Below are 25,003 nucleotides of genomic sequence, written 5' to 3'. Positions count from 1 at the left end.
GCAGATGAATCTGCCGGTTATTTTTTATGTTGAAATCCAAAGTTAGATTAAAGTTAGATTGGGACGGTATGCTGTATTCCGATGAGAAGCCGGGGCTCGTCGCAAAAGGATTTTCAGGAGGAGAGAACATGTATATTTTAAAAAATGCGCTTCACAATGTTAGGCAAAATAGAGGCAGAAACATTCTAATCGGCGCAATCATTTTGGGCGTTATCGTGACTACCGTGATTGCGATAATGATCAGCAACACCGCAAATGGCATCATAGAAGATTATAAAGGCCGTTTTGGAGCGGAAGTGCGTCTTGAACCTGACATGCAGAAAATACGAGAGGAGGCAATGGCAAACAGCAAAGATGGGCGGGTGATGATAACCATTCCGTCGATCCCTGCTGACCAATATATTGCGTTCGGTGAATCGGAATATCTGCAAAACAGCGTATATACGGCCAGAACCGGTGTAAATAGCGAAAATATAACCGCGATTGACGCGGAGCTTGGCCCGGGAAGCGGCATGATGAGGATGGGTGGCGGTCCAGGTATGTCCCAGGATGAACCGATGCAGTTCATGCTGAGTCTTCTCGGAAATCAATTTACTGAATTCGAGGGTGGAATGCGGGAGCTTGCGGAAGGGAGAATGCCGGGAGAACGTAACGAGGCTATCATTAGTACGGATTTGGCGGAGCAAAACGGGATTCAAATCGGGGATAAGCTATCGTTATATAGTGAATTGACCAATAAAGCGGAGGGGGAACGCGCGGATATATCATATGAATTGACCGTAGTGGGAACCTATTATGACGTGACGGATGAATACGCTGAAGGCTCAATGAAAAACGCTTTTACCAACCGCCGCAATGAAATACTTACGACCTATGATACGGTTGTACAGGAAATCCAACCAGAAATGTCGGGTATCAAGGTTGAAGCGACCTATTATTTGAAGCAACCCGACATGTTGGATGCGTTCGCTGAGGAAGTATATGATAAAGGGTTGGAGCAAACCTTTAACGTTACTACGGATGAGGCTTCCTATAACAAAATCATCGGTCCCGTGGAGGGACTCAAAGGCGTGGCCGTGACATTCATGGCGGTCGTGTTAATTCTCGGGGGCATCATTATCGCACTTCTGTCCTCGATGTCTATCCGAGAGCGCAAATATGAAATCGGCGTTCTTCGGGCCATGGGGCTGAAAAAAGGGAAGGTCGCATTTGGCTTATGGTCTGAAATCATGATAATCACCTGTGTATGTTTGGCGGTCGGACTTGGCGTGGGCAGCCTGTCTGCGCAGCCTGTCACCAATGCCTTGCTTGCCAACCAGATTGAATTGGCAGAAGAGGCGGCGAATCAGCAGCCAAGCGGAGGCATGATGATGATGGCCCCGCAGAGCTCCTTTTCCAGCACCGACGTGGAACCGCTCAGCAGCATCGATCTGTCCTTAAATATGAACGCGGCTCTTCAAATTATAGGTATCGCGCTGCTGCTTGTATCTGTCGCCAGTCTCATATCTATCAGCCGAATTACCAAATACGAACCGATCAAAATTCTTATGGAAAGGAACTAAGTGATAAATATGAGTGTATTGACATTAAAAAACGTCTCCTACAAATATGATGGCGCCAAAAAACACGTTCTTAAAGAGGTAAGCACCGCGTTCGAGCCAGGGAAGGTATATACGATTATTGGCAAGTCGGGTTCTGGCAAGTCCACCCTGCTGTCGCTGATGTCAGGTCTTGACACTTGCAAGGAAGGTGCGATTTATTATCGGGGCGATGATCTGAAAAAAATCGACCGCGACGATTATAGGGCGAAAAGCATCGGCGTTATCTTTCAGGCGTATAACCTGCTTACAAACGCTACGGCGGTTCAAAATATTGTGCTGTCGATGAACATCAGCAAGAGCCCTGAAAAGGATAAGAAGGCATTTGCCTATGAAATTCTTGAAAAAGTCGGGATTGACCGTGAAACAGCCGATCGGCCGGTACTGAAGTTATCGGGCGGCGAACAGCAGCGCGTTGGAATCGCAAGGGCGCTGTCGCATCATCCAGACCTTATCATAGCCGACGAGCCAACCGGAAATTTGGACAAAGATACGGAAGTTGAGATTTTAAAGATTTTCACTTCGCTTGCCCATGATGAAGGCAAATGCGTCATTATCGTTACCCACTCAAAGAAGGTTACATCGATTGCCGATGAGGTCTTGGGGATACATGCGGGAAGACTGTTTTTAGTTGGAGAAACTGACTAAGTCGTGGCCGTGAGGATCGAACATTTAAAAAATCTAGCGAAAAGAGAAGGAAAACATGAGAAAAAAGAAGATTCCCATTTTGAGTATGGTTCTATATGCTCTCGCCGGGTTGCTCATGCTCTATACGGCTTGGTCAGCGTCCCACAGTTATGGTTATATTTCCGAGATGATAGCAATGAATCAGTTGGTGGCCAGCGAAAATAGATATGAAATTGTAAATTTCTTTATGACAAACTGTGCACAATATATGCTGTTTGCCGTTATCCTATTTACATTAGGGTGGATCTTGCATATGAATTCATCTCTTCATGCAGGACATCGTAACCGTAGTGATCAAGCCGCTTCTTCCGTACGTAAGCATGAAACCGACGAAGATGATTTTGACACGTGGTTTCAGAAAAATGATAATTAAGGATTCGTCAAGAGGCGTGCCCAGCAGGGCACGCCTTCTTAACTGTTGTCCTCATCCAGTATTGCTCGAGGAGGATAAATAGATGCTAGTCCATTCATGCGTGCTGCAGTTCCCCGTCTATGATCTTGGGAAGCGCGGCAAGGCCGGCCGTATTCAGCAAGTTCCAAGGCTTGTTAAAGTGAGGCTGGAAGAAGAAGTCGACGAAAGCTAGCTCGTCGATCGTCATCCCGTGTTGAATACATACCGACAAGGTATTCATCGCTTGGGTCAGATCGACTTTGGACATGATTTGCGCACCCAGCAGAGAGCGGCTTTCTTGGTCATACACAACTTTTAAGGTCGCCGTTTCTGCCGTAGGCATAAATTCCGGCCGGTAGGCGTCGGTTACCGTAACCGCCTCGGCATTGATGTTCTCGTCGGCGCATGCGATTTCGGTAAGTCCCGTCGAAGCCAGGTTGAGATCGTATATTTTGAGGCCCGACGTGCCCTGCGTGCCCAAATACTTTGTCGTTGGCCCCATCAGATTGCGGGCCGCCAGCATTCCCATCCGCACTGCATTGGTGGCCAGCGGAATGTAAGCAGCCTTGCCGGTCGGATTGTAATGTACGGCACAGCTGTCCCCGGCGGCGAACACGTCCTGCTTGCTGGTCTGCATATATTGATCCACGATGATCGCGCCATTCGGCAGCATATCTACCTGACCTGTAAGCAGCTCGGTATTCGGGCGGAATCCGATACAAAGAATGACCATATCGGTTTCGATTTCACCCTTGTCGGTGATGACGAGGTTTACAAGACCGTCCTTGCCTTCACAAGCTTTCACGGTCTGCCCAAGCGCAAGCTCGATGCCTTTGCTGCGGAACGCATCCTCGATCCGGCTACTGAATTCGGTATCCAGATACCGGTTCAGAATTCGGTCTGCGCTGTCAATCAACGTCACCTGCTTACCGCTTTGCTGGAACGCCTCCACAAGCTCTACGCCGATGTATCCCGCACCGACTACCGTAATATGGTTCGCGTGTTTTGCCTTTTCGATGATGGTATTGGCATGTTCGTAGTTTTTGCACATCAGAATGTTGCCAAGCTCCATGCCTAGAAGCTGTGGAATGACCGGCCAAGAGCCCGTCGTGACAATCAGCTTATCGTAACAATCTTTGAATTCCTCTCCGGTTATCAGGTTGCGTACCTGAATGATTTTCGCATCCGTATCGACAGAGAGGACCTCATGACGCATGTGAGTCACGACGCCCAAATCCGCCAACTGCTGCGGGGAGGAGTAAAAGAGCCCTTCCGGATCCTTCACGACACCGCCCACATACAAAGCGATCCCGCAAGATAAAAACGATATGTTGTCGTTGCGTTCGTAAACGGTAATCCGGGCATCGGGGTACAGCTTGGCGGCATTGACCACCGCTGCTGTTCCGGCATGAGTACATCCAATCACTGCCATTTTCATCTTTATTCCTCCTCGAGTGTAAAAACTAGGTGAACCAAATGGTTGAATGCAGTTGTGAATTATTTCACACTTACAGTTTACTGTGATTTATTTCACAAATCAATAGTCCAATTTGTTCAAATTTTCACAGAGGACATCGATGCCTAATTTGGCGTTCAGATCAATCCAAAGAATATATTGTAAGAAAAAGCAACACTTTTCCCATCAACAGCCGATAAAAGAAGTAGGGCCTTTCACGATCATATGAACATTTCCGGATAGGAGCACAGTCTATTCATTAGGGATCGGAATAAGACCATTGAAATGTTGCAACCAGGCAGTTGAGAGAGGAGAAGCTTATGAGGTCAGTATTTGAATCAGGAAAAGGCCGCTTCGGTTTTGGGGTGTTCGTTGTGTGTGCCATACTTATCCTTACCCTATCGTGGCCGGCAAGCATACAAGCCAAGAGTAATGCCGCAGCCGCTTCCTTTAAATTGAAACCTGCGGCCAAATCACTATATCTTGTCATTGGAAAGGAAGCCGATCTTCCTAAGGTGAATGCTATACATAAGGACGGCAGAATCGAGGACGTGACTGGCTCTGTCACGTGGCAGTCCAGTTCGGATGTGTTGACTATCAGCGGAGGCAAGGTGAGCGGCAGATATGGCGCCTCGGCGAAGCTGAAAGGCAAGTACGGCAATCAGACGGTTACCGTTCCCGTTCGTATACAAGAGGATTTCGTGAAATATGATGTAGAACCGACGACTACCGTCACATTAAGTGCGGGTTCCTCTAAGCCGATTAAAGTAACGGGTTATTACTCCAATGGAAAAAAAGCATCGATCGGAACGAAAATCCAATGGAAATCCGGAAATGATCAAGTTGCGAGGGTGAGCAACGGAACGATAAAGGGAGTGGCGGAAGGCAGTACGACCGTTACGGGCGTTGTCGGCCAGCAAAGTTTCGAAATTCCCGTGCAGGTTACACCGAAGATTAAAAAACTCACCGTAACACCTGCGAAGCTGGTGCTGACTCCCGGTAAGCCGGCCACTTATTCCGTTCAGGCGGTGTATGAAGGCGGGCGCACGGTGGATGTCTCCTCACAGGTGACGGCAAAAGCGGCCGGCAAAGGCATTCAAGTGAGCAACGGCACAGTTACGGCGGTGGGCCAGTCCCAGGGGCGTGCCAGCGTAAAACTGTATTATGGAGGAAAAGGGGTGTCGCTTCCAGTCGTCTTCCAGGAAAGCTTGGCTAGCATCGAGGTGCAGCCTACCTCTCTCGTGATTGGAGCGGGATCCTCCAAACCCGTCAAAGTGATCGGCACCTATTCCAACGGTAAAAAGGTGTCGCTTGCAGGCAAGGTGGCATGGACATCCGAAAACGCGCAAATCGCCAAAGCAGCAGGTGCCAGCGTAAAGGGGCTGAAGGAAGGCACGACAAAAATCGTCGGCGTTTACGGCGATCGCACCTTTGAAATCCCGGTTCAGGTCACACCTAAGCTGAAGAAGCTGACGGTCACGGCATCGAACTCGAAGCTTGCTCCATATCAAACGACGACTTACCGGGTACAGGCTGTGTCCAGCAGTGGGAACATCAGCGATGTAACGTCGCTCGCCCAATCCAAGTCGAACGGCAAGGCGACCGCCAATCAGGGCACGGTTACCGCCGTGAGCAAAGGCAAGGGCGTCATTACCTTTACATATGGCGGCAAAAAAGCAACCCTGCGCATAACGGTAGGGTAGCATGAAAAGATCAGATGTCTGCTCGCGATCACCCAGATGGAATGGCGGACAAGCACTATGTTGCTTGGCTTAATGGTAACGGATAGTTATAGATTCTATTCATTATTCAATAATAAAAGTCCCGATGGATTGCATCGGGGCTTTTTGTGTTTTCGTAAATCTCCTTCTAGTGGTAATAATCGAAAATGCGCTGAGAACAGAAGGTAGCTGACATAGGAATCTTGAGTATTAAAGAGTTGTTTGATAAGAACTCAGTCAGCTCTTTATTCTAGTATACGTTGCTTAGAATTCTTTTATTGTATCTATTTTTTGGAGCTAATATTTAGTGTATTCCAGTATTAAGGGTTCCACTTATAAAATTGAGCACAATGCTCTGTTCAATTTCTTCTCTCATCAGGGTAACCTTTTTATTACTATTATTTGAAGTTTATTAAGGGATAAGTATTATTTTTTCCTGCTTATCACCATTCCATTTGATCGTGAGCGTAATTTTCTTACCTTCTTCTGGCAATCTATACATACTAATTGAAGTTGAAATTGTATTGTTTATTAATGTTGAAGTTTTACCACTTTTATCTGAAGAAGTTGACGATCCACTTAGTTGAGGACCAATCCCTTCGCTAGTTATATCATAAGACATTTCATAAACAACTTGAGAAGGGTCGGTAAATGAAAGATTGAATAGTATCATGTAACTGTCGGCATCTTCTTCATGAGTTATGATATACTCAGCTTTCCAATGGTCACTTTTTCCTTTTTCTCTCGCCACTTCACTAGATTTAGAGCATCCAGACACAACCATTACGACTAATAAAAAGACTATTAAAAATCTAAATCCCTTCATTTCTTGTTACCTCCTTTTTTGTCCCATCGGAATTATACATTTCGCATAGGCTCTAGTAAGGGATATTTTTCGTTTGAATTAGCGCTTTTTCGATCCACCATTACTGGCGTGAAGGCTATAACGTGTAGTGTTACGATGAAACTGATTGAGTTGTGAGGTGTATCAGTATTCGCATTATAAGATGTAATACTAGATTAGCGCTGAATCTACCCATTTTCGGTAAGAGTAAAGAAAGTGGGACGATGAATAAACACAAGCAATGTAAACGAAGGAATACGTATGGGCTATAAGAAGAGTTGTCCAAGGATCTGGGGCCTATCGGAACAATAACCCTGATACGCCCCGCTCCTTTTTATGACCGTCCTTTTTTCGGCAGCATAATATCGAACGCTGTTCCTTGCGAAGGCTCGCTCTCGACCGTAATGGTGCCCTCATGGGCTTGAATCAGCTTGTAGACAATAGCCATGCCCAGTCCGGTGCCATCCGAGGAGGAATCCGTGGTGGTGCCGCGGTAATACTGTTGAAACAGATGTTCTACTGTATGAGCGGGCATGCCAACGCCATTGTCCATGATGCGGATAGCTGCATGTTCCCCTTTGTCCGCAAGCTGTACATAGATATCCGTATCCTCAGGATTGTGGATAATGGAATTCATTACTATATTTTGCAAGATGCGCTGCATGTATTTCGGATCAAACTCAACGTGAATGGCAGGCGTATCCGTTTGAAAGTGCAGATGATAGGTGCTTGCTTGCGGGTTATTGCTGATATCGGCAACAACCCTTTTTGTAAATTCGACCACATCCTGGCTCGTCTTCTGTAATGGCAAGGCGCTGTCCGCGCGATTGAGCTGGATGACGAGGCTTAGATCTTGAATTAATTCTTCCATATGCTTACCTTTGTCACCAATTTCCTGGATAAAAGAAACAGCTTCTTCCTTCGACCACTCATACTGATCATTCAATAAAAGGGTGGAGTAGCCTTTGATATAGGTTAAAGGCGTTTTCAAGTCATGGGAAATTCCTGCAATCCAATCCTGTTTGGCTTGTTCGATTTTGGTTCTCTCCGCTTCATTCGCTTGCAATGTGCCCCCCAACGATTGCAGGTGTTGGAGCACCTCCTGATATAGACGGTATCGCATGCGAAGCTTCCCTTTGCGGGTATACATGCGGGGCAACCCGGCAGGCTGCTTGTAGTTGTCTTGCGAGAGTTGATGAATCCAGGCCATGATGAATCCGATCGGACCGCCAAAATACCAGCCAAACAGGCCAATGCAAAGCAGCGTGCTTATCACAAAAATCCATCCAACGAGCAAACCTTCATCATCTGGACTGACATGGATGTCGAGCAAGGGAAGAAGGCCTTCGAACAACATGACAATGACGAATCCCGTCCCTAGCATCCAAAGAATAAGTCCCAGCGCGAAATGAAGAGTGAATCGAGTTTTTATTCGCATCGTAACGCCTCATTCGGAGGGATGAATTTATAGCCGATTCCTCGCAAATTCACAATGATTTTTGGTTTACGGGTATCATCACCGAGTTTTTTTCGCAGCTTGGAGATATGGATCGTAACCGTTTTTTCTTCCCCGAACACATCATTTCCCCATACCAATTCGTAGAGCTGAGCCGTCGTGAAGATGTGATTCGGATGCTTGCAGAAGAAATGAAGCAGCTCTAGCTCCTTGGCTGTACAATCAACAGGTTGATGCTTCACGGTTAACGTTGCCGATTCCGGATGAAAAGCGAAGTACCCATAATCGTACGCCGTGTTCTGATGATGTGAATGCTCAGCCATCCTTTGACGGCGAAGGATCGCTTTGATGCGTGCAACGACCTCCATCGGATTAAAAGGCTTTGTAATATAATCATCTCCACCGATCCCTAACCCCGTTAATTTGTCGAAATCGGTAGAACGCGCACTGATAAAAATGATCGGTGCATTGGTATGCTTCCGCATCTCCGTGCATAGTTCAAAGCCGCTTATATCCGGGAGCATAATATCGAGCAAAATAATATCATATGCTTTTTCTTTGATGCGCTGCAGCGCGCCTTTGCCCGTTGATGCGGTGTCGATATGAGTGAAATTTTCTTTCCTGAGTGTAATCTCCAATAACTTCAAAATGCCGATTTCATCATCGACCGCTAATATATTTGCAGATTCCATTGTGCTTTTCCCTCTTTTCAAGCTTATCCTGCCCATTCATTTTCTAGCTTACCCTATCAAAAAGATTACGAGCATTTTCCGCAGTATTTACTTTGATTTTACTTTCATTCCTTACACTTAGTGTAGCACATCAATAAGAAATCGGGAGGAAATCAGAGTGGAAGCCGTCATTCAACTCAATCAAGTAAGCAAGACATTCAAGGGTACGGAGACGATTTCGAAGGTCGATATGAACGTCAACAAGGGAGAAATTTATGGGTTTTTAGGTCCGAATGGGGCTGGAAAAACAACTATCATGAAAATGATATTAAATCTAGTAAAACCATCTTCCGGTGAAATCAAAGTCTTCAATCAACCTATTCTGCCAACATCTTATCAATACTTAAAAAGGATAGGCAGCATCATTGAATATCCCGTGTTTTATGACCGGCTAACAGCCAAAAAAAATTTGGAATTTCATTGTAAATACGTTGGTTATCACGATAAGACTGCGATCAAGGAAGCGCTGGATATCGTGGGTCTTCACGGCGTGGAGAACAAAAAAATCCATGAATTTTCTTTAGGCATGAAGCAGCGATTAGGGATTGCGCGGGCGATGGTTACGAAACCGGAGATACTTATTCTGGATGAACCAATCAATGGCCTTGATCCTATCGGGATTAAGGACATTCGCGAGCTTCTTTTGCTTTTAAAAGAGAACTACGGAGTTACCATTTTAATTTCAAGTCATATCGTGTCAGAAATTGAATCTATCGCCGATACGATTGGCATTATTCATCACGGGAAATTATTGAAAGAAGTGAAGATGGAATCCATCCGCAGACAACATGCCGGCTCGTTAGAAGAGTACTTCATCAATCTAATTCATGGAGGCAATCTATATGCTTGAACTGATGAGACTAGAGTGGGAAAAAAGTAATGTATCCAGTTATTTTAGAGGATTAGCCATTTGTATTGTGGCGATTTTCGCTGCCGTTGCGCTGATGGCGCGGGGCTCTCACGGGGAAGGTGAACCGATGTTTCCGGATTATGCCGCCTTCATGTCTTTAACGAATATTTTGATTCGAATCGTCTATATCATTTTCTCCAGCGTTATCTTATCGCGTGTAGTGATTGAGGAATACAAGAGCAACATGATTCAAGTGCTGTTTACCTATCCGCAGCAACGGAAAAAAATCATGCAAGCCAAGCTATCCATTGTGTTTGGATTCTGTTTTTTCAGCATCCTCCTAACTACGGTGATCATCAATCTATTCATTTTCTTCTTGAATCCGATGATAGGTTTATTTGAAGCATCCGTTCGTGTCGATGAAATAGCGGCTACCGTTCCAGCTACGTTGTTGAACGCATTTATGATTGCAGGAATCAGCCTAATTCCTCTATCTTTTGGCATGAGAAAAAAATCGGCGGCTTCCACCATTACCTCGGCTGTCGTCATTGGATTTGTGATTAACGCCACGGTGTCTGATGGGGGCAGTTCGACCAGCCTGTTCCAATTCATTGGAATCCCGATTGCGCTCTGTCTGCTTGGCCTTATCATTGGCTATCTTTCTTTTTACAAAGTGGACCAAATCGATGTCGCTTAATATACCCATTTGAAATGAATGGAGGGAAAAACTTTGAAAAAAATGATATTTGCTTCGCTTATCTTGATTACGGTTGGCGGGTTAGCTGCTGGCTGCCAAGGAGGAGGGCAGAACTTTGACAGCAAAACTTCCTTTGCGGCAAACGGCCTTCAAGCCATCGAAATTAACAATGATTCTTGGGATATTGAGTTCAAAAATACGGAATCCGAACAAATAACCATCGCTTGTGAAGGGAAGCGGCATGACAAGAAGAGCGACCCTGTGACCCTTACCCATAACGGGAATAAACTTGTTGTCACACAGCAAGATCAAGGGGGCATGGAAGGATTCAGTTTCGGCAAGAGAGGCACTATCTATATATCCATCCCTGACAATGAGGTACAAATGATTACAGTGAATAATGGCTCGGGTGACATCAAGATGAAGGACGTAACGGCCACAAACATAGTTATTTCCAACGATTCGGGCATGCAAATCATGGAAGGACTGTCCGCAGACAAGGGGGAATTTTCATCCAAAGACGGGGAATTGAACTTGAAAAACAGCTTGCTGCACGAATTAATCGTAACCTCCACTAGCGGGGACAGCTATATTACCGGTGTGACTAGGCCGGAGATGAACATTACCTCAACCGATGGTGAAGTCTCAATCCGAGAGTTACAAGAAGGAAAATCATTGCGCGTAGAAACCAAGTCAGGAGATATCGCGGTGTCTTATAAAGCCGCTCCCGCTTCCTTAATGCTTACCGCGAACAGCGACTCGTCGGATATTAACGTTGATCTAGATGGCTTCAGGGAGAAAGAGAGCACGGAAAAAACAAAAGCAGGCATGATTGGGGATGCAGCCAATAAACTAGAGCTCATCAGTAAGAATGGAACGATTCAGGTAAATTAGATGGGACAGAAACGAGAATATTGGGCTCCAGTGCATATTTTCGGCATCGGACTTTTTGTGGGCCGCATGCTGGAAGAACGAAGCCTTGGTTGCGACTCGGCTCGCATGAATGGATATTCACGTATGGGAGATAAGAATTAGAGGCATGCTACAGGAAAAGAAGCGGGACAAGGAGCAGGTTATGGAACAGCAGCATGCATTAGATCAGGTGGAGGCCTTGGCATTAAAAAAGAAGGCGGCGTGGGACTCCGGCAAGTTCCAGTATCTGCTTCGTTCTATCCTGGCAAGTATGTTTATCGGGTTCGGCATTGTTGTTGCGTTTAAGACCGGCAATCTGTTCGACGAAGGCGCTTCGCCGTTTGCCTATACGGCAGCGGCTGTCACATTTGGCGCGGCTATTATTTTGATCGGTTACGCGGGCGGCGATTTGTTCACGGGAAATACCTTTTACTTTACCTTCTCTACGCTGCGCGGAGCGACGACCTGGGGGGACGCACTTAAGATGTGGGGGGCCAGTTATGCGGGCAACTTTATTGGCGCGATCCTCTTCGCTGTCCTCTTATGGGGCACCGGATTATTCCGTCAACCGCACAGCAATGTGTTTTTCTATGATGTCGTTGCACATAAGATGGACGCTCCAACGCTTCAGTTATTTTTCAGGGCAATCCTGTGCAATTGGCTGGTCTGCATGGCGTTCTTTATCCCGATGAGCCTCAAGGGGGACGGGCCGAAGCTGTTTGCCATGATTCTGTTTGTGTACTGTTTTTTCATTTCCGGATTTGAGCACAGCATCGCCAATATGACCTCATTTGCGATCGCCTTGATCATGGAGCACCGGCCCGGCATCTCCGTACACGGCGCCCTGCATAATCTGATCCCCGTCACCTTTGGCAATATCATCGGGGGAAGCGTCTTTATGGGATTGGTATATTTTTACCTGGAAAAAGTGAAAACATAACGTCTTTGGAAGCGGGAAAAACACAGAGATGAGGGTCTCTGTGTTTTTTGCATTTTACTCGCTCCCTCCCCTTCAAAAACTGCGGCGGTTACAATAATAAAATGCTTATGAAGGTGAACGAAATCGGAGAGCAAATAAGAGGAGAAAGTTGACATTAAAACTGAGCAGAGTATGATATAAACAAAGTTTTTTAGTATGATTATACTATTTTATGTATAGAAATATTAAATTTTAATTTAAATTGTTAATTTACCAGGCGCCTACATTCCTAACTCTATGGAAGCAGCAATGTACGAATTCATATTTTGGGTTGAACGAGGTACATATTGCGATATGAATCTCCAGGGAGATTTAAAGTCAAGGGGGGCGAGGTCAATGAAAACTCCAAACAGATTAATCAAATTATGCCAATATTTAGTAGATCATGCAGAGTGGGTCACGACTCAAGAATTAGCGGTGAAAATGGATTGCTCTGCCAAAACGGTTAGGAAAGATCTGGAACTTCTGAAATCTTTGCTGCCGGAGAATTGGTTTATCATAAGCCAAAGAGGTAAGGGCGTTTGTCTGCAGCGGCCCGACAATTCCTCGGATGTATATCTTGAACATATGATCAATCAAACAGATAAGATGCAAAATTTGATGAGTTTCTTGATTCAGAATGATTCAGGCTGTTCTTTGGTCGAAGTCAGCCGCGCGCTATTTTATAGCGTAAGCACAGTCAGCAAATTATTAAAGTTGGTAAGGAAAGAGCTGAAAAAATACTATCTGCGGTTAGACATGAAGCCGCTTAAAATCAACGGAGATGAATTTCATTTACGTCAATTTTATTATGATTATTACGTACGTAAAAACAGAACGGACTGGATTCAAACTCAATCTTTGGATTCCATGTATTCTTTTATGAAAAGGATTGAAAATGAAGGCGAGTTTTCTTTTTCAGATAATACGTATATACAACTCCCGATCATGTTGTCGGTCTGGCAGAGCCGGATGGCCAAAAAAAAGTATATCACTGAATTTGTTTATCCTGATCTTCTTGCTGAATTGGGCGAAACCATTGACTGGCTTCTTCCGCTTATCGAGGGGTATCTGGAGTCATTGCACATTACGTATCCCCCTCATGAACTGTATTATGGCGCAGCGCTGATCCTGGGGGCTTCCAGAATTACACATAATCATTCAAGAAGAATCATTGTGGATCATCAATGGGATACGGTGGCGAAATCGATACGATATATAGAGGAGCAGACCCGATTGCCGTTTTCGCAGGATCATATTTTAGTGCAGCAAATACATGAATATTGTCTATCTGCGAGAGTAAGGTGGGTGACTCGGGTACACAGCTACGTAAACCTGCACAAAGAAGTCATTAAAAGCAGAAAACCTGTGCTGTATCACTCGATTCAAGAAGCCGTCCAACTCTACTCCAAGTATGCGGACTCGATCAGGGAGGATGACATTGCGGATTTTACGATGTACTTCGTGGCCAGCAGGAAAGGTCATCATCTGCAATTAAAAGAAAAAACCATTTTACTGTATATGAGTGATCCCGGCGTCATGAGATATGCCATGCTGAAGCTGCTGGATCATTTACAGGGACAAATAAAAATAGTTACAACCAACCAAGCTCAAGAAATGGCCCATCTTGTTGCTCATCAATATGTCGATGTCATTGTTACAACCTACAAGCATAACGAGGCTCTCCTCACGAATGAGGTCCCTGTCATTCAAGTTAGCCCATTACTCTCCAACTATGAAATCAATATGATTAAAGATACGCTGCAACTATAGCGGGCTCATGTCAACAGGATACTGGATAGTATCCTTTTTTTTGTTGTTCACTAGATAGGCAATCCGTCTATAGGCGGACGCTCGCTCCTGTCTCTTTATTAGAAACGACTTTTCATTTTCTAGTACTTTCCTACCATTTGTTTCGCTTTGCAACGGAAAAAATGAGGAAGTTAGCGGTCTCATGTTGCCCTAAAATAGATTAAGTCTGAATCGGCCGTACGAATAAGACGGTAAATGGAAAAACAGACGCTCAGAGACGGGAGAAATGATTCGTAGAAAGGGGGCTGTTGGACAAGAATGATGGTGTCCTGAAAGTCGTTAATCGACAAATCACAAAAAATAAAGGAGTAGTGAAAAATGATGACTAAAAAAGGTGTAAAGAAAGGTTTCTTATTATTCGCAGCGATTCTGTTATTCGTGACTCCTGCAGCGGTAAGCGCGGAAGAAGCGTCAAGCTCCACCGCCACTTCTCAAGGCAGCATTACGATAACGTCAGAAGACACGGTAACGCCGCCGATCGAGCCAAGTGAACCGGGCGGGGAAACAGGGAATGAAGGGACACTAACGATCGACAATGTCTCGCCGCTCCTTTTTGCTTCCCATACACTGTCAGGCGGAGATGTAAATTACACAACAACAACGAAAAATCCAAACGTTCAAGTCACGGATATTCGCGGTACAGGAGCGGGTTGGACATTGCAAGTATCGGCTACTCCGTTCAAAGATAAGACGGACAACACCAAAGTCCTGAAAGGAGCCATTGTAACGCTTCCGGTTGGTATGCTAATAACATCGCAAGATAATGTATCCACAGCTCCAACAGCAAAACAAGTGCAATTGAGCACCGATTCAGATGTAACTGCTCCACAGAACTTGATGGTAGCAAAAGCAGACACGGGCTTGGGAACATGGGTCGATAAATTCGACGCCAGCGAAGTGACGATTCAGGTTCCTGCCGGTAACTTGACCGGTGATTATGTATCTACATTGTACTGGAGCCTGCTGGACGCGCCGCAATAAAGAAATTCAGGAGGGCAAAGAGATGAAGGTACTTAGAATACTGGCACTGGGGATCATTCTGGCCGGGACGATGCCGTTAAGCTATACGGTCGAAGCGGCAGACAGCAGTACCGCCTCTTCCACCAGTTCGATTCGTTTTACGGCGGATGAGGGACCGACGAACCCGGTCGATCCGGACGATCCGGACAATCCCAATCCAGGCGAACCTATTGATCCCGAAGATCCGGGCAATGGAGGCACGGGAAACAGCGGCGCATTGACGCTTGACTATGTCACCAATTTTCAATTCGGAACGCAGACAATCGGAAGCGGGACCATGTCGTATCACGCCCAAAATAAAAGTCCGTTCGTCCAAGTGTCGGACAAGCGCGGTACTGGCGAAGGATGGACGCTCAAAGCAACGGCTTCCGAATTCCAAAGCGAAGATGGAAAATTGCTGGCAGGCGCCGTATTATCATTGCGCAACGGACAAGTCAAATCTCAGTCCGGCAATGTGTCTTCTCCTCCAGCAGCCCATGATGTGGTCTTCGATAATAAGGATGCGCAATTGGTGATGGTTGCGAAGGAGGGCGGCGGCCGCGGGACCTGGATTAGCGTGTTCCCGGGAACCAATGTCCAGCTTCAGGTGTTGGCGGGTTCGGCGGATGCCCTTGCCGATTACAGTGCCGTAATTACGTGGGAATTGTCTAACGCGCCAAGTTAACATCGTTCCATTCGTTGAACTTGGCGGTAAACAGGTTAGACAAGCCAAGTTCAACCTTACAATACCGTATGAACATGTGTTCCACGAGGGTGAGGAAAGGAATAGCGAATGAAAAAAGGTTTATGGATGCTGATAGCTTCATTATGGATTGGACTGGGACTCGTCACTAGCTCTGATATGGTCTTTGCCGGATCGATGAATTACTCGGTTAAAGCGAATATCCCCGAAAATCAAATCAATAAAAATCTTACCTATTTCGACTTGAAAATGAGCCCCGGTTCAAAACAAACGATATCGTTAACCGTCAAGAACGGCTCGACCGAACCAATCGAGTTAATGATTGAACCCAATACCGCGATAACGAATCAAAATGGCGTGATTGATTATAGCAAACATGAATATGAAAAAGACAGTTCATTGAAGTATGCATTTTCTGATTTGATTACTCCCAAACAGAAAGTAACGTTACATGGAAATGAAACCAAGGAAGTGCCGTTTACGATTCAAATGCCCGAAGAGTCGTACGATGGAGTCATTTTAGGCGGGTTCTATATCTATAAAATGAGTCAAGCTGATGAAATCGAAGAAAATGCTAATGTTCAATTAAAAAATGAATTTTCTTACGTGATTGGCGTGAAATTAACCGAGACGGAAAATACGGTACAGCCGGAGCTAGAGCTAAATGAAGTTCAGGCAGGCTTAATGAACTATCGTCCGGTAGTTACCGCCAATCTGCAAAATATTAAATCCGTTATCGTAAGCGATTTGGAAGTGGGCGCCAGAATTACAAAGGAAGGCCAAAAAGAAACGCTATACGAAACGAAAAAAAGCCAAATGTCGATGGCCCCGAATTCTAATTTTGATTTTCCGATTCGTTGGGAGGGCCGGCGGCTTGAACCCGGGAAATATCATTTATATCTAACGGCTACGGACGGCAACCAAACGTGGGAATTCGATAACATGTTCGAAATTAAATCCGAAGAAGCGAAGGTAATCAACGAATCCGCCGTTGCAGTCGCCGGAGAAACCGCCGTTAATCATAACAATACGATGATTTTCCTCGGAATGGGCGTGATCATTGCAGCGCTCGTTATCATTATCGTGCTGCTGCTTAAGAAAAAAAGAGAGGAAACGAATGAAAATGATGAACACAAAATTTCCTCGTCCTGAGTTGGTGCTGCTGTTAATCTTGTGTTTACTGCTTCCGAGCTTCGTGTGGCTGGCTCCAGTCCATGGGGAAGAAGCAAATGCGAATACTTCCGTCGACGGGATTGAACCAGATATTTTGGTGGCGTTGCCGGATAATTACCGTTCCGTAACGGACGTAACTTATGTGACGTATGCCACCTATAATCGCGCGATGCCTCGCAATGCGAATCTTCCGCCGGCCAAGATTGATTTGGAAAATATATTTACGACGCCAGCAGGCTCGAACAGTTCCATTATTGACGGTTCTATTGTAGAAATTACGCCGAATGCGAAATCGAAAAAGGGTGGAATTTGGTCGACTCCCAACAATTTAATGGATTTAACCCAAGATTTTACGGCGTCCATGTATGTATATTTCGGCAATCAAGGAACGAACGCGGCGGATGGCATTGCGTTTGTCATGCACAATGACCCTAAAGGCACAAACGCGCTGTCCCCTAACGGAGGCGGAGGACTCGGAGTGTGGGCCGAAGGTAAATATAATGGTCTGTACAATGGAATCCAAAATAGTCTGGCGATAGAATTTGATACGTACGTAAACAATACTTCAAGCGATAGCCGGTTTGATACCGATAGTGCCGCCGGGAACCACGTTGCCTGGAACTATCCGGGAAAACCGAGTACTTATGTAGATTATCAGCATACAGTGCTTGAGCGGGCAAGAAAAATGATTCACAATGATCTCCAATATACGGGGACATTATCGAATGATACGTGGCGTAGATTCGAAGTGAAGTGGGATGCGGCGAATAGTCAATTGACATATCATCTGGAAGGAACCAATCCGGTAGTCATTCCGATCGATGTTCAAGATGTGTTCGGGACGAACCAGGTCTATTGGGGATTTACCGGTTCCACCGGAGGTAAATATGCACAGAATCGGGTTGTGTTCGAAAGCGTTCCGGGACTCGTCAATGGCAAAGTCACCGAAACGATAACGAGAGAAGACGGAAGTGTTGTTGACCAAGGCGACTTCGTCTACAAGGGAGAGGAATTAACCTATACAATCACCGCGAACTACCTCTCCGGCAAACAGAACTGGAAAAACATATTCGGGCTGACAACGATTAATGAGCATGTCACCTACGTTCCGAATTCATTAACGTTCACCGATCGCAACGGGACGACACCGGTGAATGATAGTTACTGGTCAGGGCAAACGTTGGCCGTTCCCCTTCGCGATATGAGCGCCGATTATGACGAGCAGACGATTTCTTTTCGGGTTAAAGTGAATAGCTTACCGCTAAACACACCCGTGACCGAAAAATTCACCGTGGCAGGAAACAACTATATAAACAGCAGCGATGCCGTTACTTATGTGATTCAAGCCAGCCGTCCGCCGGAAGTAAAAATACTTGATGAAGGACCTATCCTGTTAAATGCCGGTGAGGACTATGTGGTGACAGGAACCTGGCAAGATTTTGATAATCCCACAGGCACGCTGCATTTCATCATCAATTCTTCACTGCTTCAAAAGGAGCAACTGGAGGGCGGACAATCTTCCGAACCGGTTGAATGGAGATATCACTTGATCCATCAACTATTCCGGCTTGGCGAAAATACGTTTGAAGTCTATGCAACGAATGATGACGGCCTGATTTCCAATACAGCTTCGGTCAAGATTATGGTTGGACATCCGCCCGCGATAACGTTGCGGGATACAGGCGAGGAAATTTCCATTGATGCCGGCGCTGACTATACCATAAGCGGATATTGGAGCGACCTGGATAGTGACTCCGTTGATTTATACTATGCCATCGACGGGAATGAACCGGTAATTTTCACTTCACAAGCGGCCAATTCCGCTAACAAAGGGGAAGAAGTCGCTTATCAATACGCGATTCCGGCAGAACAATTGCCAGTGGGCACGTATCCAATTACAGTCTATGCCGTAGATGATTCGGGCCGGACATCTAATGTGGAAATGGTAACGCTACAGGTTACGGGGAAATTGGTTTTTACTAGTGCTGCACAAAATATAAGCTTTGAACAAGCAAAAATAGCAAGCCAACCTTCCTTGTCCGCACGAAATCAGGATTGGGATTTTCGCGTGAAAGATACCCGCGGTAATGGAAGTTCGTGGCGGCTCTCGGCGACGTTGGCCGAACCATTTACCGATGACCGGGGGAATGAGTTGAAGGATGCATTGATATATGTTGACGAGCATGGACATGAAATAACGATGGAACCGGGAATTGCTGCGGATGTCTACACCAATGTTACCCAGGGCGATCAAGAGATATCCATTGACTGGGAAGAGAACCAAGGCATTTTAATGAAAATCAATCCCTATGCTTATGCGGGAAATTATAGGGGACTGATTCGTTGGGATTTAGTGGATGCCCCTTAGACGAACGTTGGAGATATATCCGGTATTCCAACCCATTGTTGATAAGCAGCTATCCATTATCGGATACGAGTCGTTCATTCGAGGAACAGATTCCGGGAAGGCATTGGCCAAGCTCCTCTCCAGTTCTCACGAAGACATGGAGTGCATCAACGCCATTGATCTGCAGTGCAAGGCAATGGCCCTCGAACAGTACTCGGGACACCTGCCACTATTTCTCAATTCCCATCCGTTCTCAAGTGACCCGTTACCGGAATCGTTGCCATACCATAACCAGTATCCGCTCATTATTGAATTAACCGAACATACGGCGATCCAAGATGAGCAATTGATATTAAGCCATATAACCCGACTCTCAGCCGCAGGGATTCAGTTTGCCATCGATGATTTTGGATTTGGGCATATATCGCTTCCCTTCATTCTGAGGTTGAGACCCAAGTATATCAAGCTGGCGAAGGAAGTCGTGCGAGCCTGTGAAGACGACAGCATCCTGAAATTCACAGAAAAACTCATGCATCCCTTTCAGGATATGGGGATTCAGATTATCGCAGAAGGTATTGAGACGGAACAGCAATTTCAGCGCATGCAACGGTTGGCAGATGGATTTCAAGGATATTGGATATCGGAGCCGAAGGCTTCATTTTTGTAAAGTGGCCCATATCAACAGGTCAAACCGAAGCTTTGGCCTGTTTTTTTGTACATCATTGCGCGAGGCTGGGGGTAGGCGGCCATGATTACGATTAGGCGGGACGGGAAGACGTATTATTTAGAGATGACGCAAGACGGGAATAACAGATGGATTGTGAAATATCAAAAAGTAAAGATTGCAACCTTTTATCGAACTCCTTATTCCTGGAGAATGGAAACGAAACGGAAAAGCACGTTACTGCCTGTCCTCTCAGAAGCTATCAAGCAACTGAACCAACGCGATTTCAACGAGTTTCCCGTCGTAATCGACGGGGAGCACATCAGCATACGTGTTATTTCGAATCATCAATATGTGGTGACGATCAAGGATAATATTGAGCTGTTAATCTACTTCGACGGATATACGTGGAAGGTTAGGGGAGAGGGAGCGATTAAGTACCGCTACATCGCAACCCCTGTCATTTCTTACTTGAGGAACTATGCTGCCGCTTCATCTCATCTGGACGGCCATTAAAATCAAGCATCTATACGAATATCGGGGCGGCCCCAGGCCGCCCCGCATTCGATCTATCCTTGCGCTCTGAGCTGCGCACGCTTCTGCAGCTTGACAAGCTCGACCACGGCGAGCGGGATGACGGACAGCACCGTAACCAGAACCCAGTGGGCCAAGCTCAGCGGCACGAGGTGGAAGATGTCCATCAGCGCCGGGATCACGGCTACGCCGAATACAATCGCCAGTGACAGCATCGCACACCAGAACAATGGCCGGTTGGACATGAACCCGATCGTGAAGATCGACAAGGTGTTGCTGCGCACATTGAAAATATGAACGACAGAGGACCAGCCCAGGATGATAAAGGCCATCGTTTGTCCAACTTCGTAGGAAGGTCCGATTTGATCAGAGATTTGTACAAAGTTCCCTACATAGAAGCCAATTAACGTCAGAATTGTGTAAACTATTGCTTGATAAGCAATCTTCTTGCCCAAGCCATTGGAGAAAATGCCGGCATTCTTCGCGATTGGCTTCTGCTTCATCGCATCAGGCTCCATCTTCTCGCGGCTCAAGCAGAAGCCTGGGATACCGTCAGCGACGACGTTGATCAAGAGCAATTGAATCGCGATGACCGGCGCTCCCCATCCGAGCAGAATCGCAATAATCATAATCATGATCTCAGAGAAGTTGCAGCTTAGCAGGAAGTAGATCGTCTTGCGTATATTTTCGTAGACGCGTCTTCCTTCTCCAACGGCATCGACGATCGTTGCGAAGTTATCGTCGGTCAATACCATATCCGAAGCGCTCTTCGCTACATCGGTACCCGTGATGCCCATAGCCGTGCCGACATCCGCCGCCTTCAAGGCAGGAGCGTCATTCACCCCGTCACCAGTCATCGCGACGACAGCATCATTTGCCTGCCAAGCTTGTACGATACGAATCTTGTCCTCCGGGGATACCCGGCCATATACCGCAATATCTTTGACCTTGTGCGTGAGTTCCTCATCGGACATGCGCGCAAGCTCTTCACCCGATATCGCGAGGTCGCCCTCTTCGAGAATGCCGATCTCGCGGGCAATGGCCGATGCGGTAGCCATATGGTCTCCCGTGATCATGACCGTCTTAATTCCTGCATCCTTCGCGGCTTGCACCGCAGCCTTGCTCTCCGGACGCGGCGGATCAATCATCCCTACGAGACCGGCGAAGCGAAGGCCCTGCTCCAACTCTTCTGCGTCGAGCTTCTCAGGCAGCTCATCATAGTGCTTGTACCCCAACGCCAGGACGCGAAGGGCTTGCTCAGCGAATTGATCGTGAACATGATTCGCCTGCGCTTGATGCTGTATCGTGCAGGCTGCATTCGGATCCAACGGAATACGGTCGAAGGCGCCCTTGGTAATGGAGATATAGCCATCTGGGGTGCGGTGCACCGTCGTCATCAGCTTCCGGGAAGAATCAAAGGGAAGCTCATGCACACGCGGATATTTCGCTTCCAGTTCCGCCTTGGTCATCCCTTTATTCAGCATGAGACGAATAATCGCGGACTCGGTCGGATCGCCGATAACCGTCTCTTCTCCATCCTTTTCTTCGATGGATGCGTTGCTTGCCAGGCTGAACATGACGAGGAGATCGTTCTCCGTCTCATTGAATTCAGCACCGGCGCCCTTCGGCTCATGAGAGACCGCCCAGATCTGCTGAATCGTCATCTTATTCTGGGTCAGTGTTCCCGTCTTGTCGGAACAGATAACTGATGCGCTGCCAAGCGCCTCCACCGCCGGGATACGGCGAATGATTGCATTTTTCTTCACCATATTTTGAATGCCGAATGCCAAGGTGATGGTGACGATAACAGGCAGTGTCTCCGGTACGGCAGCGACAGCCAAGGATACGGCGGTCATCAGCATTTCCATCATCGTCTCGCCATACATGAGGCCAATGAAGAAGACAAGCGCACCAGATGCAACAGCCACGACGCTTAGCTTCTTCCCGAGCTCCATGAGGCGATTTTGAAGCGGAGTCTTGCTCTTTTTCGTATTGTTGAGAAGGGAAGCGATCTTGCCCATCTCCGTCTCCATCCCGGTAGCTACGACAACCGCTCTGCCGCGTCCATTGGTGACCAGACAGCCGGAGAAGAGCATATTCACCCGGTCTCCGAGCGGAGCGGATTCTTTGACCTCGGCATTTGCGTTTTTCTCCGAAGGCACACTCTCGCCCGTCAGGGCAGACTCTTCAACAAGCAGATTGGAACCCTCTATAATACGGGCATCCGCCGGAACCATATCTCCAGCTTCGACCACGATAATATCACCAGGCACGAGTTCTTTCGCACTGATTGGCTGCAGCATTCCATCACGCACAACCTTGGCCAGTGGAGCATTCATATTTTTAAGAGCGTCGAGCGCTTTTTCCGCGCTAAGCTCCTGACGGATGCCGAGCACCGCATTCAGAACGACAATGGCGATGATAACGATCGGCTCCGCATAGTCATGCCCCTCTGTCACCGCAAGATAAGTGGAAATGATGGCGGCGACAATCAAGATTAATGTCGTAACCTCTGTTAACTGATGCAGGAGCTTCGCCCAGATGCTCTCTTTCTTCTCTTCTTCGAACTCATTGTAGCCCTTTTGCTCCAGCATCTCCGCTGCTTGCTTACTGCTGAGTCCGTTCTCTCTATTTGTTCGAAGCGTCTTAAAGATATCTTCCAGTGTTCTCTCCATCCATTTCATTCAATGCACCTCACTTGTGTAGTCTATCCGCCCCAGAGGCGAAGCAAAAATTCAACGAGCATTTCCTTTTTCATATCCAGACGTACGGGATGCCCAAAACTCTCTGCCTTCACTTTTTCAAGAATAATGGTCAGCAGCACACTGTTCGCGATGAGCGCGATGCCGCTGATTTCATCCTCTGTGATTGAATCGTCCGCCATCTTGGCAATCTCTTTTTTGAGTTCCTCCGTAATATATTCGAAAATCGAAGGATACATAAATTCGAGCTCTTTGCTGCCCATTTCTCTAATGGTGACTAAGAAGAAAGCTTTATGCTGTTCATATATCTCATTGATAAATTCAATCTTCGCCAGCAGCAGTTCACGGATGTTTTCATGATCGGTGTGGAAAAAGGTATCGATTTTTGTTTTTATCATGGTCATTTGCTGCGCTAATGATTCATGAATGAGATCATCTTTGCCTTTGAAATGCTTGAATATCGTCGCTTCATTAATATCTGCTTGCCGGGCGATACACTTGGTTGTCGTACCCTTGAAGCCATGCAACGCCATATTCTCCAAGGCGGCTGACAGCATTTTTTCTCTTACCGTCTGTTTCACGAATAGGGTCTCCTTTCTTTTCGTCAAGTAAGTACTTGCTTGATTTTTAGTTTACGGATCGATAGCGCGCATTTCCGTGAACTAGATCACATTTTTTTTATTTTTTTATTATCTGCCGTAACTGTACAACGCAATATAAGAAATTTGTAAGAATCGGGTAAGAATTATGCAAACATCGATTCTTATAATGGAGCTTGTAAAGACATGGAGGTGGCGTCATTGGTTGAACTGATGAGACTCGAAATGCGCAAATTTCGCATCGGCCCTTATATTCGCGCGGCACTCATAGCCAATGTGATGATTTTAGCTTTCCTATGCCTGATTAGTTTCTTTGGCGAAGTGAAGGAAAAGATGCCTCTGACGGACTACGGAATGGCTTTTGCCATCATCGATACGCTTACGCGGGCGACTTACATCGTGTTCGCGGCGGTGCTGCTGTCACGAATCGTCATTGATGAGTTCCGCACCAAATCGATTGCGCTTCTGTTCATGTACCCCATCAACCGCAAAAAGCTCCTTGCAGCCAAGCTGCTTATCGTGGTGGTGTTCACGCTGTGTGCGGATATTGCGGGGAATTTGTTCGTCGGGATCGGCTTCTATGTATTGAATCTGGTCACGCCTATCGTTCCGGTGCCGTTAACCGTATCTGTGGCGGCCCATTCCCTGCTAACTATGGTGATGAGCGCCTTGGCGACCAGTTTTTTGAGCTTGATTCCGTTGTACTTCGGCATGCGGAAGCATTCCGTCTCGGCCACCATCTTATCGTCGCTTATCGTGGTGATGCTCGTCTGTCAAAGTATTGACGGCTTCTCGCTGTATTCTATCGTTGCCGTGCCTATCGGGTTGGCGCTTCTCGGAATCGCTGTGGCCTATATGTCGATACGCCATATCGAGCATGCCGATGTGTGACATCACGAAGCAGAGAGGGGGAGAGGGATGGCGAAGCAAGTGTTGAAATGGATCTGTTTGCTTAGTGTTGCCTCAATCATCGTAAATGGTCTTCTTTTTATGGGAACGGGAAGTCAGAAGGTGCTTATCAGCCTGTGCAGCGCTGTTGGACTCGGGATCGTAAGCGGAATCGGATTGCTGGCCACGAGGAAAAAGGGGTAACCGGGAATCGAAGCGTCAAAAGAATAACGGAAACGGGGCTGTCGCTGAAGTCGATGATGACTGGGGGCAAGGAAAGA

At 46.6% G+C, this 25,003-nt stretch carries 22 protein-coding genes and 1 pseudogene; 17 read left to right on the top strand and 6 right to left on the bottom strand.

The features are described 5' to 3' along the window. The first annotated feature begins 26 nt into the window (after positions 1-26). Genes FLT43_RS13390 through FLT43_RS13380 form a run of 3 tightly spaced genes read left to right on the top strand, consistent with a single transcriptional unit; the run spans position 27 to position 2,658 of the window. Positions 27-1,562, top strand: coding sequence for an ABC transporter permease (locus FLT43_RS13390; protein WP_087443402.1), 1,536 nt, complete (start codon positions 27-29; stop codon positions 1,560-1,562). A gap of 9 nt (positions 1,563-1,571) precedes the next feature. Next, positions 1,572-2,246, top strand: coding sequence for an ABC transporter ATP-binding protein (locus FLT43_RS13385; RefSeq protein ID WP_087443403.1), 675 nt, complete (start codon positions 1,572-1,574; stop codon positions 2,244-2,246). Positions 2,247-2,301: 55 nt separating this feature from the next. Next, positions 2,302-2,658, top strand: coding sequence for a hypothetical protein (locus tag FLT43_RS13380; RefSeq protein ID WP_087443404.1), 357 nt, complete (start codon positions 2,302-2,304; stop codon positions 2,656-2,658). A gap of 94 nt (positions 2,659-2,752) precedes the next feature. Here FLT43_RS13380 and FLT43_RS13375 read toward each other — a convergent pair whose 3' ends face one another. Continuing rightward, positions 2,753-4,114 (bottom strand): FAD-dependent oxidoreductase, encoded by a 1,362-nt coding sequence (locus tag FLT43_RS13375; RefSeq protein ID WP_087443405.1) that lies wholly within the window; start codon positions 4,112-4,114, stop codon positions 2,753-2,755. Positions 4,115-4,647: 533 nt separating this feature from the next. Here FLT43_RS13375 and FLT43_RS13370 point away from each other — a divergent pair. Next, positions 4,648-5,835 (top strand): Ig-like domain-containing protein, encoded by a 1,188-nt coding sequence (locus tag FLT43_RS13370; protein WP_244194250.1) that lies wholly within the window; start codon positions 4,648-4,650, stop codon positions 5,833-5,835. A gap of 430 nt (positions 5,836-6,265) precedes the next feature. Here FLT43_RS13370 and FLT43_RS13365 read toward each other — a convergent pair whose 3' ends face one another. The 3 genes from FLT43_RS13365 to FLT43_RS13355 all read right to left on the bottom strand — a co-directional run bounded on the left by FLT43_RS13365 (position 6,266) and on the right by FLT43_RS13355 (position 8,845). Beyond that, positions 6,266-6,679, bottom strand: a complete 414-nt coding sequence (locus FLT43_RS13365) for a hypothetical protein (protein WP_087443407.1) — start codon at positions 6,677-6,679, stop codon at positions 6,266-6,268. A 352-nt stretch (positions 6,680-7,031) separates the two neighbouring features. Next, a complete protein-coding gene (locus FLT43_RS13360) occupies positions 7,032-8,135 on the bottom strand; it encodes a sensor histidine kinase (RefSeq protein ID WP_087443408.1) in 1,104 nt (367 codons plus the stop codon). Next, complete coding sequence (locus FLT43_RS13355) at positions 8,126-8,845, bottom strand: response regulator transcription factor (protein WP_087443409.1); 720 nt, start codon at positions 8,843-8,845, stop codon at positions 8,126-8,128. The genes FLT43_RS13360 and FLT43_RS13355 overlap by 10 nt, the downstream gene beginning before the upstream one ends. Positions 8,846-9,002: 157 nt before the next feature. Between FLT43_RS13355 and FLT43_RS13350 the strand changes: the two are divergent. The 11 genes and pseudogenes from FLT43_RS13350 to FLT43_RS13300 all read left to right on the top strand — a co-directional run. Further along, positions 9,003-9,689: pseudogene (locus FLT43_RS13350) on the top strand (ATP-binding cassette domain-containing protein); the annotation flags it as partial. A 37-nt stretch (positions 9,690-9,726) separates the two neighbouring features. After that, complete coding sequence (locus tag FLT43_RS13345) at positions 9,727-10,431, top strand: ABC transporter permease (RefSeq protein ID WP_087443411.1); 705 nt, start codon at positions 9,727-9,729, stop codon at positions 10,429-10,431. A gap of 42 nt (positions 10,432-10,473) precedes the next feature. After that, positions 10,474-11,325 (top strand): DUF4097 family beta strand repeat-containing protein, encoded by an 852-nt coding sequence (locus FLT43_RS13340; protein ID WP_244194254.1) that lies wholly within the window; start codon positions 10,474-10,476, stop codon positions 11,323-11,325. Between the two features lie 181 nt (positions 11,326-11,506). Next, positions 11,507-12,283, top strand: coding sequence for a formate/nitrite transporter family protein (locus tag FLT43_RS13335; protein ID WP_087443413.1), 777 nt, complete (start codon positions 11,507-11,509; stop codon positions 12,281-12,283). 375 nt (positions 12,284-12,658) lie between these two features. Then, positions 12,659-14,074, top strand: a complete 1,416-nt coding sequence (locus tag FLT43_RS13330; RefSeq protein ID WP_164776468.1) for a BglG family transcription antiterminator — start codon at positions 12,659-12,661, stop codon at positions 14,072-14,074. A 357-nt stretch (positions 14,075-14,431) separates the two neighbouring features. Next, entirely contained in the window at positions 14,432-15,094 is a 663-nt protein-coding gene (locus FLT43_RS13325) for a WxL domain-containing protein (RefSeq protein WP_087443415.1), read from the top strand. A 22-nt stretch (positions 15,095-15,116) separates the two neighbouring features. Continuing rightward, positions 15,117-15,797 carry a WxL domain-containing protein gene (locus tag FLT43_RS13320; protein ID WP_087443416.1) on the top strand — a complete coding sequence of 227 codons (681 nt, stop codon included), beginning with the start codon at positions 15,117-15,119 and terminating at the stop codon, positions 15,795-15,797. Between the two features lie 108 nt (positions 15,798-15,905). Then, positions 15,906-16,967, top strand: coding sequence for a WxLIP family cell surface protein (locus FLT43_RS13315; RefSeq protein WP_087443417.1), 1,062 nt, complete (start codon positions 15,906-15,908; stop codon positions 16,965-16,967). Next, a complete protein-coding gene (locus FLT43_RS13310; RefSeq protein ID WP_087443418.1) occupies positions 16,933-19,356 on the top strand; it encodes an L-type lectin-domain containing protein in 2,424 nt (807 codons plus the stop codon). The genes FLT43_RS13315 and FLT43_RS13310 overlap by 35 nt, the downstream gene beginning before the upstream one ends. Continuing rightward, complete coding sequence (locus FLT43_RS13305) at positions 19,346-20,002, top strand: EAL domain-containing protein (protein ID WP_087443419.1); 657 nt, start codon at positions 19,346-19,348, stop codon at positions 20,000-20,002. The genes FLT43_RS13310 and FLT43_RS13305 overlap by 11 nt, the downstream gene beginning before the upstream one ends. A gap of 81 nt (positions 20,003-20,083) precedes the next feature. Next, positions 20,084-20,515, top strand: a complete 432-nt coding sequence (locus FLT43_RS13300) for a hypothetical protein (protein ID WP_087443420.1) — start codon at positions 20,084-20,086, stop codon at positions 20,513-20,515. Between the two features lie 53 nt (positions 20,516-20,568). Here FLT43_RS13300 and FLT43_RS13295 read toward each other — a convergent pair whose 3' ends face one another. Together FLT43_RS13295 and FLT43_RS13290 are read right to left on the bottom strand one after the other, a co-directional pair. Beyond that, positions 20,569-23,217 carry a cation-translocating P-type ATPase gene (locus FLT43_RS13295; RefSeq protein ID WP_087443421.1) on the bottom strand — a complete coding sequence of 883 codons (2,649 nt, stop codon included), beginning with the start codon at positions 23,215-23,217 and terminating at the stop codon, positions 20,569-20,571. Between the two features lie 23 nt (positions 23,218-23,240). Beyond that, the gene (locus tag FLT43_RS13290; RefSeq protein WP_087443422.1) at positions 23,241-23,816 is read right to left on the bottom strand and encodes a TetR/AcrR family transcriptional regulator; all 576 of its coding nucleotides are present in this window, start codon (positions 23,814-23,816) and stop codon (positions 23,241-23,243) included. A gap of 243 nt (positions 23,817-24,059) precedes the next feature. Between FLT43_RS13290 and FLT43_RS13285 the strand changes: the two genes are divergently transcribed. Together FLT43_RS13285 and FLT43_RS29335 are read left to right on the top strand one after the other, a co-directional pair. Continuing rightward, positions 24,060-24,725, top strand: a complete 666-nt coding sequence (locus tag FLT43_RS13285) for a hypothetical protein (protein ID WP_087443433.1) — start codon at positions 24,060-24,062, stop codon at positions 24,723-24,725. A gap of 27 nt (positions 24,726-24,752) precedes the next feature. Further along, entirely contained in the window at positions 24,753-24,926 is a 174-nt protein-coding gene (locus tag FLT43_RS29335; RefSeq protein WP_164776466.1) for a hypothetical protein, read from the top strand. The last annotated feature ends 77 nt before the right edge of the window (positions 24,927-25,003 follow it).

The sequence above is a fragment of the Paenibacillus thiaminolyticus genome (assembly GCF_007066085.1).
Classification (GTDB): Bacteria; Bacillota; Bacilli; order Paenibacillales; family Paenibacillaceae; genus Paenibacillus_B; species Paenibacillus_B thiaminolyticus.
The sequence above is the reverse complement of the archived record's forward strand: the minus strand, read 5'-3'. Positions and strand labels throughout refer to the sequence as shown.